The organism is Anabaena sp. UHCC 0204 (genome assembly GCF_009711975.1).
Classification (GTDB): domain Bacteria; phylum Cyanobacteriota; class Cyanobacteriia; order Cyanobacteriales; family Nostocaceae; genus Dolichospermum.
In genome coordinates this window covers 1-15846 of the sequence record NZ_VIKW01000018.1, presented here as the reverse complement: position 1 = coordinate 15846, position 15846 = coordinate 1, and the positions used below count along the sequence as shown (strand labels likewise).

16 protein-coding genes and 1 tRNA gene are annotated in these 15846 nt (G+C 38.0%); 7 read left to right on the top strand and 10 right to left on the bottom strand.

The window, feature by feature from the left end; genetic code table 11:
- Positions 1-103: 103 nt before the first annotated feature.
- Both FJR04_RS15285 and FJR04_RS15280 read left to right on the top strand, forming a co-directional pair.
- Positions 104-523, top strand: a complete 420-nt coding sequence (locus FJR04_RS15285) for a BlaI/MecI/CopY family transcriptional regulator (protein ID WP_168496233.1) — start codon at positions 104-106, stop codon at positions 521-523.
- A 39-nt stretch (positions 524-562) separates the two neighbouring features.
- Entirely contained in the window at positions 563-1396 is an 834-nt protein-coding gene (locus tag FJR04_RS15280; RefSeq protein ID WP_168496231.1) for a M56 family metallopeptidase, read from the top strand.
- Here FJR04_RS15280 and FJR04_RS15275 read toward each other — a convergent pair.
- Together FJR04_RS15275 and hemF are read right to left on the bottom strand one after the other, a co-directional pair.
- Positions 1393-2253: a fatty acid desaturase gene (locus tag FJR04_RS15275; RefSeq protein ID WP_168496229.1), complete on the bottom strand. Its 861-nt coding sequence runs from the start codon at positions 2251-2253 to the stop codon at positions 1393-1395. The genes FJR04_RS15280 and FJR04_RS15275 overlap by 4 nt on opposite strands.
- Positions 2254-2404: 151 nt before the next feature.
- The gene (gene hemF / locus FJR04_RS15270; protein ID WP_168496227.1) at positions 2405-3466 is read right to left on the bottom strand and encodes an oxygen-dependent coproporphyrinogen oxidase; all 1062 of its coding nucleotides are present in this window, start codon (positions 3464-3466) and stop codon (positions 2405-2407) included.
- Positions 3467-3797: 331 nt separating this feature from the next.
- On the opposite strand from hemF, the gene acsF reads away from it, so the two are divergent.
- On the top strand, positions 3798-4865 hold the full coding sequence (gene acsF, locus FJR04_RS15265; RefSeq protein ID WP_168496225.1) for a magnesium-protoporphyrin IX monomethyl ester (oxidative) cyclase: 1068 nt from the start codon (positions 3798-3800) through the stop codon (positions 4863-4865).
- A gap of 324 nt (positions 4866-5189) precedes the next feature.
- Here acsF and hetL read toward each other — a convergent pair whose 3' ends face one another.
- A complete protein-coding gene (gene hetL, locus FJR04_RS15260) occupies positions 5190-5903 on the bottom strand; it encodes a heterocyst differentiation pentapeptide repeat protein HetL (RefSeq protein ID WP_168496223.1) in 714 nt (237 codons plus the stop codon).
- Between the two features lie 413 nt (positions 5904-6316).
- Between hetL and FJR04_RS15255 the strand changes: the two genes are divergently transcribed.
- The 3 genes from FJR04_RS15255 to FJR04_RS15245 all read left to right on the top strand — a co-directional run bounded on the left by FJR04_RS15255 (position 6317) and on the right by FJR04_RS15245 (position 7654).
- Entirely contained in the window at positions 6317-6679 is a 363-nt protein-coding gene (locus tag FJR04_RS15255; RefSeq protein WP_168496221.1) for a metalloregulator ArsR/SmtB family transcription factor, read from the top strand.
- A 270-nt stretch (positions 6680-6949) separates the two neighbouring features.
- Complete coding sequence (locus FJR04_RS15250; protein ID WP_174763553.1) at positions 6950-7189, top strand: hypothetical protein; 240 nt, start codon at positions 6950-6952, stop codon at positions 7187-7189.
- Positions 7190-7216: 27 nt separating this feature from the next.
- Positions 7217-7654 (top strand): hypothetical protein, encoded by a 438-nt coding sequence (locus FJR04_RS15245; RefSeq protein WP_254445301.1) that lies wholly within the window; start codon positions 7217-7219, stop codon positions 7652-7654.
- 83 nt (positions 7655-7737) lie between these two features.
- Here FJR04_RS15245 and FJR04_RS15240 read toward each other — a convergent pair whose 3' ends face one another.
- Genes FJR04_RS15240 through FJR04_RS15230 form a run of 3 tightly spaced genes read right to left on the bottom strand, consistent with a single transcriptional unit; the run spans position 7738 to position 12334 of the window.
- Positions 7738-8781 carry a patatin-like phospholipase family protein gene (locus tag FJR04_RS15240; protein WP_168496219.1) on the bottom strand — a complete coding sequence of 348 codons (1044 nt, stop codon included), beginning with the start codon at positions 8779-8781 and terminating at the stop codon, positions 7738-7740.
- Positions 8781-9698 carry a diguanylate cyclase regulator RdcB family protein gene (locus FJR04_RS15235; RefSeq protein ID WP_168496217.1) on the bottom strand — a complete coding sequence of 306 codons (918 nt, stop codon included), beginning with the start codon at positions 9696-9698 and terminating at the stop codon, positions 8781-8783. Before FJR04_RS15235 ends, FJR04_RS15240 begins: the two co-directional genes overlap by 1 nt.
- Positions 9698-12334: a dynamin family protein gene (locus FJR04_RS15230; protein WP_168496215.1), complete on the bottom strand. Its 2637-nt coding sequence runs from the start codon at positions 12332-12334 to the stop codon at positions 9698-9700. The genes FJR04_RS15235 and FJR04_RS15230 overlap by 1 nt, the downstream gene beginning before the upstream one ends.
- Positions 12335-12649: 315 nt before the next feature.
- Between FJR04_RS15230 and FJR04_RS15225 the strand changes: the two genes are divergently transcribed.
- Complete coding sequence (locus tag FJR04_RS15225) at positions 12650-13081, top strand: DNA polymerase III subunit delta (protein WP_254445300.1); 432 nt, start codon at positions 12650-12652, stop codon at positions 13079-13081.
- 316 nt (positions 13082-13397) lie between these two features.
- Here the strand turns inward: FJR04_RS15225 and FJR04_RS15220 are convergent.
- The 4 genes from FJR04_RS15220 to FJR04_RS15205 all read right to left on the bottom strand — a co-directional run bounded on the left by FJR04_RS15220 (position 13398) and on the right by FJR04_RS15205 (position 15457).
- A tRNA-Asn gene (locus FJR04_RS15220) sits at positions 13398-13469 on the bottom strand.
- A 159-nt stretch (positions 13470-13628) separates the two neighbouring features.
- Positions 13629-14177 carry an NYN domain-containing protein gene (locus tag FJR04_RS15215; RefSeq protein WP_168496213.1) on the bottom strand — a complete coding sequence of 183 codons (549 nt, stop codon included), beginning with the start codon at positions 14175-14177 and terminating at the stop codon, positions 13629-13631.
- A 321-nt stretch (positions 14178-14498) separates the two neighbouring features.
- Positions 14499-15167: an energy-coupling factor ABC transporter ATP-binding protein gene (locus tag FJR04_RS15210; protein WP_168496211.1), complete on the bottom strand. Its 669-nt coding sequence runs from the start codon at positions 15165-15167 to the stop codon at positions 14499-14501.
- A gap of 14 nt (positions 15168-15181) precedes the next feature.
- A complete protein-coding gene (locus FJR04_RS15205) occupies positions 15182-15457 on the bottom strand; it encodes a hypothetical protein (protein WP_168496209.1) in 276 nt (91 codons plus the stop codon).
- Positions 15458-15846 lie beyond the last annotated feature (389 nt).

Sequence of the window (15846 nt, the reverse complement as noted above, 5' to 3'; positions counted from 1 at the left end):
TAGTCTAAATCAAGACTCAAGGATTTTCCTTTGCGTCTTTGCGGCTCTGCGTGAGATAAAAAATGTAAAAATATAAAAGAATATTACTGCCAAAAATATCAACATGGCCCCTTTACCTGATTACCGTCCCAAACAGCTATCTGTTGGTCCCTTAGAAGCAGAAATCCTCAACATCGTCTGGGAACTGAATTCAGCAACAGTTAAAGATGTACACGATCGCATTCTGGCTGATCCTAACCGCGAATTGGCTTACACTTCCGTCACCACTGTTTTGCGTCGTTTGACAGAAAAAGGTTGGTTAGCTTGCGATAAACAGGGTAAAGCATTCTATTGGCGGCCATTACTAACCAAGCAACAAGCAGAAGTGATTAAAGCCCATGATCAATTACAGCGATTTTTAGCAGTAGGAAATCCTGATGTCGTTGCTGCTTTTGCTGATAGTTTAGATCAAGCTGCTAGTGACCAAATCGAAGCGATCGCTAAACGCATTCAAGCTGCACGGGAAGCCAGAGGAGAAAAATAAAATTATGCTTCACTCACCAAGCAACTGGGAGAAAAATTTATGCACTTACTCATGATTGTCACCGCTGTAACCGTTGCTTGCTGGTTACGATACTCTGGCAGTATACCCGAAGGTAATTGGCGTTTACGATGGCAAAAAACGCTATTTTTATTCCTTTTTCCCCCTTTACTCATTTTCATGACAGCAACTTCGATAGTCTGTATGGGTACTCAGGGGAAAATGGGCGGAATATATACCGACTCTCTAAGCTATCTCCTAGCATTAATTTTTCTAGGCTGTTTTAACATCTTAGGTATCAAACTGGCTTTTGGAGGCTGGAAATCTATCAAATCCGCCCGTGAATGTCCGCAAATACATTTAGGTGCTAAACAAGCCCGACTTCTCCAAACTAAGGCTTTATTTGCCGGTCAAATAGGTTTCTGGCAACCTGAATTAGTAGTCAGTCAAGGATTACTGCAAACCCTTTCTCCACAACACCTAGAAAGTGTTTTAGCTCACGAACAAGGGCATTATCAATATAGGGATACGTTCTGGTTCTTTTTGTTAGGTTGGATGCGTTTCTGTACGGCTTGGTTGCCTAATACAGAACCTTTATGGCAAGAATTGTTAGTCTTGAGAGAATTACGGGCTGATAATTACGCCGCTTCCCAAGTAGATCCCTTAGTATTGGCAGAATCCTTGTTGTTAGTCGTGAGTAATAACCCGATGACATCAGATATTTGCTGTGCTGCTTTGGGTGCTGGCGATCGCTTGGAACAGAGAATAGAGGCTTTATTAACACCCCCAACATCAACTTTAGAAGCTCAATTACAATCCTGGCATATTTTTTTATTGGCGTTTCTACCTATGTTAACGGTAGTATTTCATAGTTAATCTCCTGCTTTCATAGCTTGAGCGGGTGGTAGGTTGATATTGGTCGCTAAACCCATGGTTTTTAATACCGTAATTGCCCACCAAGTCAGGTCAATTTCCCACCAGCGCCAGCCACACCTGGCCACATGAGGATAGGCATGGTGATTGTTATGCCAGCCTTCCCCATAGGTGAGAATAGCTGCCCACCAGAGATTACGAGAATTATCATCGCTGTCAAAGGTGCGGTATCCCCACATATGTGTAACTGAATTTATGAACCAGGTAGTATGCCAGAGCAACACAGACCTCAAAACCACGCCATAAATCACAAATGACCAGCCTCCCAGGGCATACAGTAACAAGGCAACGGGAACTTGCAGTAGCAGAAAATAGCGATTAAGCCAGACGTAAAAAGGATCTCGCGCTAAATCAGGAGCAAATCGCTGATATAACTCATAATCGAAAAATTCAGACCGAGGATAGAAAATCCAGAGGATATGACTCCACCAAAAACCTTTACGGGCAGAATAGGGATCTTTGTCTTCATCTTCGGTGTAAGCATGATGTAAACGATGTCCAGCTACCCAAAATATGGGACCACCTTGGATAGATAATGCACCTAAAATAGCGATCGCATATTCTAACCACTTAGGAACTTTAAAACTACGATGACTCAGTAACCGATGATAACCTAAACAGACTCCAATGCTGCCAAACAGCCAATGCAGAAATACAGTTACACCCACAGCAGCCCAGGAAAAACACCAGGGAGCTAGTAATGCGAGCGCATGAACAGTACCGAAAAATACTACAGATATCCAATGAAGACGCAGAGGTTGATGGTTATCTGGTAAATTTGATGGAAAATTCAAAGTCATAAATAATTAGGTAACAGAGAAGAGGCAGGGAGCAGGGAGCAGGGAGCAGGGGGGCAGGGGAGCAGGGGGGCAGGGGAGCAGGGGGGCAGGGGAGCAGGGGAGCAGGGGGCAGGGGAAAAATATTCTTTTGCAACTGACAACGGACAACTGACTAATGACAATTGACCCAATCTTGAGGCTGAAGGAAGACTTCTGTGAGTTTTGCTTCGGGGCTTCCTGGCTCTGGTTGATAACCATATTCCCAGCGCGTTAGAGGTGGTAGAGACATTAAAATAGATTCCGTCCGGCCATTAGTTTGTAGTCCAAACACTGTTCCCCGGTCATATACCAGATTAAACTCGACATAACGACCCCGGCGGTATAATTGAAATTGACGCTGGCGATCGCTATATTCTATTTTTTGTCGTTGTTCTGCGATCGGCAAATAAGCTGGTAAAAATGCCTGCCCGCAGCGTTGCACAAATGCAAATATATCTTCCCAGCTACGAGATACTGTCCCCACTTGCTGACTGTAGAGTGCTGCTGGACTATCTGGTTGAGAACCTAAATACAGTTTGCCACTAGCATCCTGATAATCAAAAAAGATCCCGCCGATACCTCTTTGTTCCTGACGATGTTTTAGGTAAAAATATTCATCACACCAGCGTTTGAAAACTGGATAATATTCTGGATGAGAAGCATCACAAGCATCTTTTAAAGTTTGGTGAAAATGAACAGCATCTTCAGCAAAAGGGTAATATGGCGTTAAATCAGCCCCACCACCAAACCACCAAATTGGACCAGCCTCAAAGTAGCGATAGTTAAGGTGTACCGTTGGTATATATGGATGACGAGGATGTAGCACCATCGAAGTTCCCGCCACATAGAAATCATGTCCAGCCGCTTCTGGGCGTTGAGTCAAAATTGCCGCAGGTAAGCTATCTCCCCAAACTTCCGAAAAATTAACACCACCTTGTTCAAATATCCGCCCTTCTCGAATTACACGGGTGCGTCCTTGACCACCTTCGGCTCTTTCCCAGAGGTCTTCCTGAAAACGCGCTTCTCCATCCAGTTGTTCCAATCCAGCGCAAATTTCATCCTGTATATTCTGCATCAACTGCTTTGCTCGTTGGCAAGAATCTACAGGTGGCATATTGACTGCATTAGCTGGAGAAGTGAGCAAAATTGTTTGACTTGTGGATTCTTGCAGATAATTCTCTGAATGACGACTCATGCTAAATACCTCTTAATCTCTTCGTAAGAGCAGTTACTTCGATTAATGACTATATAGCTATTAAGCCAAAAAGATATTAATATATTTACAAAACTTAATCAAATCAAGACTCACAGATTATGAATAACGCCAGAATCAGGATTTACAGGATTTAAGTCCTAGATTTTATCACCCCTTACCCATTACCCATCACCCATCACCAATTACCAGTCTTAACTTAACTCAACTTTGTTTAAGGATTGTAAAAGTTCGATTACAGAATCTAGGCAAAGAACTATAGTTATCATAACTTGATAGCTATGTAAGTATTTAACAAATCACTAGAGGAATCATGGTTAATACCCTACCCCAATCAGAAACGAAACTAGGAATTAAAGCCCCAACCAAAGAAACCGTACTCACACCCCGGTTTTATACCACAGACTTTGAAACCGCGGCGAACATGGATCTCTCCGCCCAAGAAAATGAGTTAAAGTCCTTGTTGGCAGAAATGCAAGCTGACTATAATCGCCATCATTTCGTCCGAGATGATGAATTTGATCAATCTTGGGAACACATTGACGGTGAAGCACGCCGTGCCTTTATTGAGTATTTGGAACGCTCTTGTATGTCCGAGTTTTCTGGTTTTTTGCTATTTAAAGAACTATCTCGGAAGGTAAAACAACGTAATCCTTTATTAGCGGAAATATTTCAACTAATGGCGCGTGATGAAGCCCGTCATGCCGGATTTCTCAACAAAGCCATGGGTGATTTTAAACTTTCCTTAGACTTGGGAGAGGTAACAAAAACTCGCACTTATACATTTTTCCCCATTGAATGGGTTCTTTACAGCGTCTACCTATCTGAAAAAATTGGTTATTGGCGTTATATTATTATTTACCATCATTTACAAAAACATCCAGAGCATCAGTTTTATCCCATTTTTCGTAAATTTGAGAGTTGGTGTCAGGACGAAAACCGACATGGGGATATATTCAAAGCTTTGTTACGTTCTCAACCTAAACTCTGGAATAATTGGCAATCAAGGTTATGGAGTCGGTTTTTCCTGTTATCAGTATTTGCTACCCATACATTAACAGTTCACGAACGGGGTAGTTTTTACCACTTACTGGGACTTGAACCCACAGAATTTGATCAGCAAGTAGTTCGCAACACTAATGAAACCGCAGGGCGAGCTTTTCCCGTGATGTTAAATACTGAACATCCCCAGTTTTTCCCACGTCTAAAAAACTGCTCAGATTACAATTTAAAAATAGCGGAAATTTCCCGCAGTTCTCAACCAAAATTGGTGAAACTTTTCCGTAAACTTCCTTTATTCCTGTCCATTTTTGGAAATTTATTGCTGCTTTATTTCATCAAACCCATTGATACTGAGGCTTTTCGGGGAACAGTTCGGTGAACTACCCTGCCGTTTCTAATTCTTCCTCCTAACTCCTGTACGGGCGTATCTCTGACGGGAGATGGAAGCATCAGCATTCGGTGTAAGGGCGAAGCATTTGGTGTAAGGGCGAAGCATTCGGAAAATAAACTTGGGAAAAACCGATAGATTATCGTCCGAATGCTTCGCCCCTACTGGGAAAAAACCGATAATTAATCGTCCGAATGCTGATGCTTCCAGCACGCTTCGCGAACGCCCCTACGACTCCTGACTCCTGACTCCTGACTTCTAGCCTTAACCAAAAGACTTTTATAGCTAACGCCACGCTTACGCTATCAGCAACCCCTATCTATATATTGTCCCATCAGGCATGATCGCTCCTGCTAAATCCGTATCTGTGAGAATTGCTCCAGTTAAATCTGCTCCTGCTAAATTCGCGTTTCGTAATATTGCATGACTGAGATTTGCATAACTTAAATCAGCACCTTTTAAACTAGCTCCCGTTAAATCAGTTGCTAAATCTCCCCATTGCAAAATCTGACCTAAATTAGCTCTACATAACTTTGCACCATCTAAGTTAGCATGGTGTAATGAAGCTGCTCTTAAATCACCGTAACTCAAATCTGCACCATTCAAAACTGCATATCCTAAATCTGTACGTTGGTTGGAGCTAGGACGTAAATCTACTTTAATGAGCAAAGAATTAGATAGTTTTGCACCATGCAAATTCGCACCACATAAACTAGCTTTGATTAAATTTGTTTCATCTAGTCTAGTTTGAATTAATTTTGCCCCTGTTAAATCTGCTTCTCGCAGAATAGCTCTATATAAATCAGCGGCGCTTAAATCTATTCCCCAGAGAATAGCTTCACTTAAATTTGCTTCTCGCAAGCAAGCTTGACTGAAGTTAGTTTTACCTAATCGTGTCTGACGCAAATCTGCATGGCTAAAATCTATACCTTCTAAATTTGCGTTTGTTAACTCTGCGTCTTGGAGATTGACGCGCTGAAAATTCCTTTCTCCAGCAGAATAGCGTTTAATAATTTCTTCTACATTCATAAATACTTTAAAATGCCTCTCGCTCGTTTTGGAAGAGCTAGACTAACAAAATTTAAAATTCACTGCACTTTATTTTTAGTCTCCTGCTCATAAAGTGGAATGAGGCTAAGTTGTCAAAATTAGCTAATAATCTGGCATTGATGAATTGGAATATAAAATTGGCAAATTCAAAACTTGAAACTTGACAATTTTGCACCTTTGTATGAGGGTGCGAAACATAATTCATCTTTTAATTTAGCACCGCCTAAAAATTAGCACTACATTATTAATATAACATATTTTTATCATTAAAAATAGGAAAATATAGCAATCCTCAATCATTTATGAACGTCTTTTGTTCCTTCCTAATTAACTGATATTTAGTTATAATGCTAATCGGTGATAAATTTCTGTGCTGATAATTGAGTTGCCCTATGCCAAAAACAAAGCCGTTTAAGGCTGATCCAGCTATTATCGCAGCTATGGCTGACTATTTCAAGGTGCTATCAGAAGGAAGTAGGTTACAGATTTTGATCTGTCTCAAATTAGGTTCAATGAATGTTATGGAGATTGCAGAAGCGACTGGATTAGGACAAGCAAATTTGTCAAAGCATCTGAAGGTGTTAACTCAGGCGGGGATTTTATCTCGACAACCCAAAGGGACTAGTGCTTATTATGAAATTGCTGACCCCATAATTTTTGAACTTTGTGAATTAGCGTGCGATCGCATTAGTCAACGAGTAGTACAACAAGCTGAAAACATGAAAGCCTTTTGGGATAAAAATACAGATTTTTGAAGTCTGGATTTCTTTGACTGCATTGGCGGAAGCTGGCGATCGCGTGATGATTTCCCCAAAAGAGAGCAGCTTTTTTTAGAGCTTATTATTCCCCAACATTACAGAATCAGGGTTTTGGGTTTTTAATATATGCTAGGAGCAATCGGGCAAGAGCTAGGAAAGAGTCGAGATATCTTAGTAAAAATCAAGAAAGGATTAAACCCCGTATCTCGTTTTGATTTTGGTAATCTCAGGAATCTTTGCTATGCCAAGGAGTGAGTGGCAAGCTAAGTGAAACTTTACAAACATCCAGAAGATGATTATTTTAACATTGGACAACAACATTTTAATAATTATCAACCACCTGAAAATTTGAGTTTTTCAAAGATTATAGCAATTTTTCCAACAGGAGACTTACGACAATTAATTGCAAAGGAATATAGCCAACAATGCAAAAGTTTATGCTATGGCGATTATCCAACATGGGAGGAAATAGAATCATGCTTTGAGCAATTACGAAATATTTTGTAATATTCTGTAATATTCTATGCTCAAGCGATGTTTGTTCCCTCTAGAGGAGCTAAGAATTATATTATCTGGCATGAAGATGGTAAAATTACTACTAAGGGTTCATGGCGAAAAAGAGACCGTTCTCGTCTGGAAAAGGAGTTTCCTTTGAACTACTTGACACAATATCTTCTGTCAAAGGCTCAGGCAGAACAATATTACCAAGAATTAACAAAGGTTATTCGTTCTGGTGATTTTCCTGTGGAACAGTTACAGGTTACTCGGAAAATTAAGAAGGGTGAAAAGGCTTTGCTGGTTCTGGGTAATACTGGGGATGTTGTGACGTTTTATCAAGGAATTTTGGGATTGACTAATTCTGAAGCCTATTCCAGTGGGTATTATTTGGAGTTGATGGCTAAAAAACGAGATGAGTTACTTTCGGTTGTTGAGCCTCAAGGTAATGTGGGGAAGCAGTTGAGTCTGTTTTGAGTGGGGGGTTATGGTAATTGAGGAGGCGATCGTCTATGGGATTTGAGGGGCGATCGCACACTACTGATTTCATTTTAGTATGATTAATCAATGTGGAAATTATCCTCATCTAGTCTTTTTAAAGCTTCTTCTTTCATTGTTTTTGTCTTTTGAGCCATACGACGCAGTATAATTGCATCGCTTACTTTCTTTAAGCATCTCTCAGTATCTTCATAGCCTTGGTCAATCCAAGACTGAATACTGTTGGCATTAAAGTTAATTAAATCCTTCCATCCCTCCCGATTCATTGATTCTTTTGGACGAATTTCTAAAAGAATTGCTTTTGAGGCGTTGTATTTATAGCGATCCCAAAGACTGCCATTATCTAAATGAGTAACAATGATGTGAGAACAAGACTCCTTATGAACAAGAGGATATGCGGGTGTATTACCTTGAGAATCTATAAAGCTACCCATACCTCCGTCAGCAAAACCATGTTTTGACTCAAATATGAGGGGAAGTGCTGCTGAAGCAAGGATTATATCACGCTGCTTTGTTTGTTCTAGCGATTGGATATGAAGAAACTCTGAGAATGGTGTATTTTTCAGATTCATTGCGGCCAGAATCACAGACTTTATATCATTCAAAGCACCTTGAGTTCTGTACACAGATACATATAAAGGTAAACCTGCTTTTAGTTTTTCAACATTAATATTATTATTTGTTAATAATTTATTAATATACTCTTGTTCAAGAAGACCAAGTTTCTCTGAAGGCAAGTTCAATGAATTAATAACTTCTTTCAATAGTTCACCACCCAATTTTCCCATAATCTCACTCAGGAGCTTTAAAACTAGGAAAGTGGTAACATCTATTTTCAGTTTGCTGGGACTATCTTCGGCGAGAAGATTCCAAATTTCTTGAAGGCGTTTAGCTGCAATTGTGAGATTGTTTTCTGCTGCTATAAATGCACCATTTAACGCGCCAATACTTGCACCAGAAATAACATCAATTTTAATATTGTGTTCAGCTAAACATTGGATCACTCCAATATGATAAGCACCTCTAGAACCACCACCAGACAAAACTAAGCCGACTCGCTCCTTTTCAGTGGTTATATTTAAATTTTCTTTTTTAGTGGTTATCATTAAAATTTTACTCTCTCATTCTGCTCATCTATTAGGCGATAAAAAAGTCGCTTGGAATGTAAAACTATAGGAATCTCCTTATTTACATGAGGAGGTTTGTGATCAGACGCATAACTGTAAATAGACCAAGTAACTGGCGCAGTCTTGAAATCTGACCAATCACAAAGATATGAAAGCATTTCACGTTCTTCATCTGATAATTTACAAATAGGGCTTAATAATTCAGATAGAAGCAATGGTTTATGCTGGTTTATGCCTATTTCATCTTTTATCATTTTTAACACTTTGTTGCATAAATATTCTATCAGGTCATTCACTTTTCTGGAATCGGCAGAATTACGACAGTATATGCCAAAATCTCCCCAAAATAGTTCATCAATTGCTAAATACAAACTCACAAGAGGGGGATAATTGAGCCATAGTTCTCCATTCCATTTAGCAAACACTAAATCTACGTGGTTTTTTGCCTTTACCTGATTAAGTTCATTTTTTAAATTAATAAACTCAAGATTTAGTTGTCCAAGACGATTATCAATTTCAATAACTCTTCCGTTTAAACGCATTACACCTTCACGAGTTTCACGAAGCTTATCGGTAAGACGAGTTATCACTATGTCATTGTCAATTCGATAATAATCTAGTTCTTGAAGCCAAACAGAAATTACCTCCAAAGAAGTTGCAATATTTTTGTTAATTATGAGTTGGCGTTGTTGACTTCTCCCTGTGATAGAATCAAGTATTTTATTCAGGAACGAGTCACTGTTCATGATCCATTGATTTACATTAATGTGGTCGTTAATGATCTCTAAACCATTAATGTAATCAACAATTGCCTTTTCACTAAGTTGGGAATGATTCCGTATTAGTTTATCTACAATTACATTATTATCTATCGTGATTTGGAAATATTCATTCATTATTTTAGTTCCTTTAGACCTTCTTCAATACCTTCTACATCCTTATTATGAGAAATTACATTTTTTTTCAAATCAATAATTTGCTGCATTAATTCTTGTGTAGCTTTTTCATCTAAACGATGGTTATTTATACTTTCTATCATAGTATCTCGGAACTCTTTTAAATAATTCTTCAAGTCATCAAAATAATTATAAATTATCGGTTTCATATCTGATTCAAAAAATTTATTATTTTTAGAATCCAAATTAAATACTGTATTACCCAAATTTTCCAGCACACTTTCTTCAAGTTTTTCTATATCCACAACATACAAAGTTTCAGTATTTTCAATTGTTACTGTTTCATATCCCCAGTTAGGTTGCAATAACCAGAGTGTTCCCCACTTAATTGCTGTGCTTACACCACGGCTCAATTTTCCCTGCAACCCGCCTTTTTTAGAAAGTTGAGAACTTACTGTTTTGTTAGGTATATTTTCAATACTTCCTAACACCAAAGAACTAAAATCAATTCTATTATTTTCTGTGTCGGGTTCTGGAACAAGGAAATTCACTGAAAAACCATCATCCTTTAACTTCTGCTTTGCCTCATCTAGAATTTTTCCAACATTTCTCACTAAGACCTCATGAATTTTCTGTTCTAATTCTTTAGATAAAACTTTCATAACACTTTCAATCTTCTGTTCAGCATCATTTGTAAATAAGTTAATTTCTCGATTTATTTTTTCTATAAAATCTTCTGCTTCTTTTTTCGATTCAAATGTAATTCTGGGATTATTAGGATCAAACTCAAAATTTGTACGCCGTCTAAGTCTATATTCATCTTGTGAAAATACATATGAAAATAAAGTTGGAAAATCATTTGTAGAAAATAAACTTTTAAAATCATTTTTCAACAAATTAACAACAATATTAGCAATAAAAAACGAAGGTCCAAAGTATATTTTTTCTAAGATTGATGTATTCGATGTTGCTATTTCTTCTTTTTTTTGAAGGTATTTGACTTCTTCTTGGAGTTTTCCATACTTAAAGAAATTTTTTAGAATTTCACCAAGTTCTTTCTTAGTATTATCGTATAAAGTTTGAGTAAAATGTAAAAAATAGTTTAGCTGCTGCAAAAGCTCTTCTTCTGCTTGCTTTTCAGCCTGTTCAACTTTTTTAACATCCTTCTCTAATTCATTAACTACTTCACGAATTTCTTGTACAGTTTTTGTTAAAGTACCACGACTAACTTCCAGAAAATTCTCTAAGCGATTACCTAAATCCAACATCTTTGCTGTCGCAGATTGCATACTTACTAAAGCAGCTGTCCCAGATGCCTTAACAATTGCTTCGTTCAGTGGTGTCTGAAACATACTGTTTTCCCACACTTTTGGGATCATTGTTTTAATTAATTCTGCATTTTTCTGGTGTTTGAGAACATCCCAAAAATCTCCAAACGCTATCCTACCGAAATCATCAACCCAACCATTTTCATCGTCATTAGGCAACTTGCCATTTTTATCAATTTCCTGTTGTGCGCGATTGGCAAGATATCCATTACGGGCAGATGCTGGATACACTCTTGCTTGAGAAATATTACCTTGAAAGAGAGTGTCTGCAACATATTGCTTAACCTCATTTTCATTCATACTGTTATTATTGTACTGGTCAAATTTGTTCACAATCGTGAAAAGACGATCTGAAATTAGTCCAGATTGTATTTCTAATCGATCACGGATTTGTCCTTCGGCTTCACTTTTGAGATTGTTATAGTCTACAATCATTAATATTGCCGATGCTCTAGCTATTTGGACATCCAAAATCTTACGTAGCTTATCTCCCTGACCGTATTCATTAGGTCCTGGGGTGTCCAATAAGGAAATAGTTCCTCTATCAGCTTCTTGCAAATTTCCAAGATGAATGAACTCAACCTCAATAAATGGTAAATCATTTAGGTTCTCATACTTTTCGATAGGAAATTCAACATTGATGTATGGGTCTTGAGCCAACCTTACTAAATCATTTAGCTTTTGTAAAAATTCAAATATTTGCTTCTGTCCTTCGTAACGCTCTTTAAAATATCCATAACTATTATTTATAAGGTTATTGATAAAAACTTGATCATCTTTTTCGTTTTTGAAATATCCATAACTATTATTTAGAATGTTATTAATCAAATCTTGACCATTTTTTTCGTTACTCAAATTGACCTTATTTAATTTGTCATCTTGCTTTAACTTCCAGAGCTTCTCTTTAATCTGATTAACCATTTCCTCAACAGGCTGACGTTTTACGAAGGTAAGAACAGGATCTTTTTTGCCTTTGTAATGACGTATTAAAGTTGGCAAAGTTGTCATAGGTTGATTGCGATTAGGCAAGATTTCATATCCAACAATTGCATTTATTGTTGTTGACTTACCTGCCTTAATTATCCCCACAACCGCAAGAACCATTTCTAGGTTCTCAACTTTTTTCTTCTCATTACCAAGAACATTCTGCCAATTTTTCACTGTTTGGCTGTCTATTCCCTGTTGCTTATCCCCACTAGCTTTCGGTAATAAATTAGGTATGCCAAGTAATAAATGCAACATTTCACTTTGTTTGTCAATCAATCGTAAAACTTCGTTGCGGCTGGCTTTGATGATGTCAGAGTACATAAAAAATTCCTTCATTTAAACAACTGTTTTTGTATTGCTTCAATATTTCGTCGTTAAAATTTTTTGGTTCATCAATTAGTGAACCAATACAATAGGTAAATATTTTCGATGATTTGACTTTAATAAGCTCTATGATTAAGGTGTTTTTTCATTAAGGATTTGGGATTTTTATAACAATCAGATATTAGCCGAATTCACTTAAAATAGCAATAATTCTGCCAATCATGTGTAGGAACGATATTTGGTTGTTTCAGGTTTTGCGATAGTAGTTTTAGAGCTAACGCTCATGTACGACAATTGCATTGCCGTACTACTATGCCAACATACTTATACTTTGGTGAAAACGAATTCTTTCTAACTTGCACCATCAAACAACTAAAAACCCACACTCTAGATCAACAATGGGCAAACTTTAACTATACAGAATACCCCCCAGAATCTAAAGAAACCATTCCTCAAGCATTATCCGATATCATGACACCACCAGTTGGGAGTGGAGGAAGATTAGTACATTTGCCCAACAGCACATTACTGGGAGTTTGTTCAAAAGAAATTTTGTTGCAGTTGGAGTCCATTCTCCCCAAAATTCCCTCAACAAATACCGTCCTTATCACCAACACTCACAAACCTGACGCGAGAAATAAATCAGTCAAACTACTGCTGGAATACGCACAGGTAAAAGAATTTCCTCTCATTCCCCAATGGCAAACCCAAGCATTAATACAGCAAGCTTCGGACTTTAGCTGACGAAGTAGGTGTAACACTCACCACCGATGCCTACACAGTATTGATTGATTACACAGGCAATCATACACGACTGATATTCACCGAACTAGAAAAGCTCAAAATCTATACATTTGGTAAAACAGTCAATGTAGATATGGTGAAAGAAATTGAATCTCATTAATGACCCAAATATTCGCATTAGTGCCTAGTTATGTCTATAAATTAATTTATGAAAAAATGTACCCCATTTGTATCAAGATACGTAATGGGATAAAAATTAAAGCAAAAACCGGAGTAAAATATCTTTTACTCCGTGTTATGCAGTTTATTCTTTTAACTCCCCAGGCCGGATTCGAACCAGCGACCAATCGATTAACAGTCGATCGCTCTACCACTGAGCTACTGAGGAATGCTCTCAACGTTTACTATATTAAACCGAAATTCAGATAAATGCAAGGGGTTTTTGCAAATTTTTTGAACTTTTTTTTTGTTGCTGCTGAAGCCTCTAACTTTTAACAACCCAAACCCTTTCCAGCAGCGACATTCAGAGATTTCTAAATTATAAAATTTATAATCCCATGCGTAATTCTGCTAACCGTTCTCTGGCCTTAGCGTCAATAGCATTAGCCAAAAATCTACTTTTAGGTTGTTTCTTTGACTGATACCGATGGCGCATTCGACAAACAGTAGTTTCCACTTCACCACATAATTGATGCGCTGACAACCATTCAGCACCATACCCCTGGACCATTAATTGCTGCGCCCGATCTGAAGTGGCGACAATCATGCGAGAAATTACCGCTTGGGCTATATGCTGACGAAGAGACGCACAGGTTTTTTCTATATATGTGTCTGCGGTCTGCCCAAAATCCGTATAATGTACTGTTAAAAATTCTGTAATAGTTTCTTTGTTACTGGGAGTGTTTTGATATTGAGCATCAAACACAACTTGGGTTTCATAACCTTGGAAAGCACTATAATTAGTCATTGCTTCCACTAACTCACCCCGTGCGGCCTCAAGTCCGGCATGATCACGGGTTTTTATCAAGCAAGGCCAAGCGCCTATAATATTGTAGCCGTCTACTAATAGCACGGCTGGGACTATGGAACGGGGCATGGTTTTTAATCACAATTATCTAGAGTTAACAAAAATCATTCATAAGACTTATAGTAAATGAAGCATTGCTTGTAACCCCATGTTACAAAAAATAAAAAATGCTTCTGTGCGTCAAAAATAGACCCTTAGATAGAAGTCATAATTCCGAAAACGCTTCTAAAAATAAGGCTTGTGAAAGTTGTTTTCTCTAAAAAAAAATTTTTCCCGTCTGCAAAATCTCATATTTCAATTTATTAAAAAACCAGATGGAGACATACAACAACAGGCTGTATGCTGGCATCTGGTAATTGATGGTATTTATGAAGAGGCAAGCAACCTATCTTAATGATTTACCTGCATTAATCGCTGTTTGAGACGTTCCGCTTCACCGGAATCAACTAGAGTGCCTTTTTCCAATAAAAAAGCACCATCACAGTAATTTAACTCATCAAGACGATGAGTCACCCACAAAGCTGTAAGTCCACGACTTTTGACTAGATTACGAACACTAGCCACTAAATCGAGTTGACTATCTGGATCTAGTAAAGCCGTAGGTTCATCTAATAGTAAGACATCACAGTGACGAGCGATCGCTCCAGCAATTGCTACCCGCTGTTTTTGTCCACCAGAAAGAGCATAAATAGGCCGTCGCTGTAAAGACAGCAAATTTACCGCCCCTAAAGCTTCTTCAACTCTAGCTTTCGTGACAGTAGGTTGTAACTTTTCAGATACTAATCCAAAAGCCACATCAGCACCAACTGTTGGCATCACTAGCTGATGATCAGGATTTTGGAACACAAAGCCAACAGGGGGTAGAACCATCACTTCCCCAGATTGAGGAGTTAATAATCCGGCTATTAATCTGAGCAGAGTTGATTTACCACTCCCATTTGTTCCCAAAAGCATCCAAAATTCACCTTTAGGTACTTTAAGAGAGCAAGCTTTGATGACTTGCTCTCCATTAGGCCAAAAGAAGTTTAAATTATTAACTTCGATGCCTATTGATGTCATGTTTACACCTTTGGTTACTCAGCAGCAGTGAAAGCAGCAAAGCCAGGTCTTGTACCACTGCTAGTCGCTGCACTATCTTTTTGGATAATCTGGACTCCCGAAATTTCACTAGCACGAACAGCAATTTTTTTCTCTGTTTTGCCTTCGCACTTGAGTTCCACAATATCAGGATTTCCAGAGCGCATTGCCGCCAAAATTAACTGATAGACAGCTTCGGCATCCTCAGTAGACTTACGTTGTACTGATATGGGGAAAGCAGTATTTTTGATGCTTAAGTCGATGGTAAACATTTAGAATTAATCAATTTTCACTGTACGACCCATTCTAGCGTCATTAGTCAGTTGTCAGTTGTCAGTTGTCAGTTGTTAAGAATTTTCTGCTTATGATTCTAGGATTTACGCAAAATATCTCTGAAACCCTCTTCTCTTCCTGTCCTTCCTTCGTGGTTTGTTCTTTCGTGACTTGTGCGTAAGTCCTGGTTTTTCTACTTCTTGACTACCCAAATAAAATTTTCTTCCTAGTCCACTGGAAAAATTAGAGATTTTGACCTATTATGATAGAGAGCGTAAAAAATTGTAAACTAGGTTGACAATCTGGTTAACTTTCTGTAAGAGGCAAAATTTGCCATTTATATACGCATAAAATCCGTACTTATAAAACATTTTGGAGATTTTCTCTT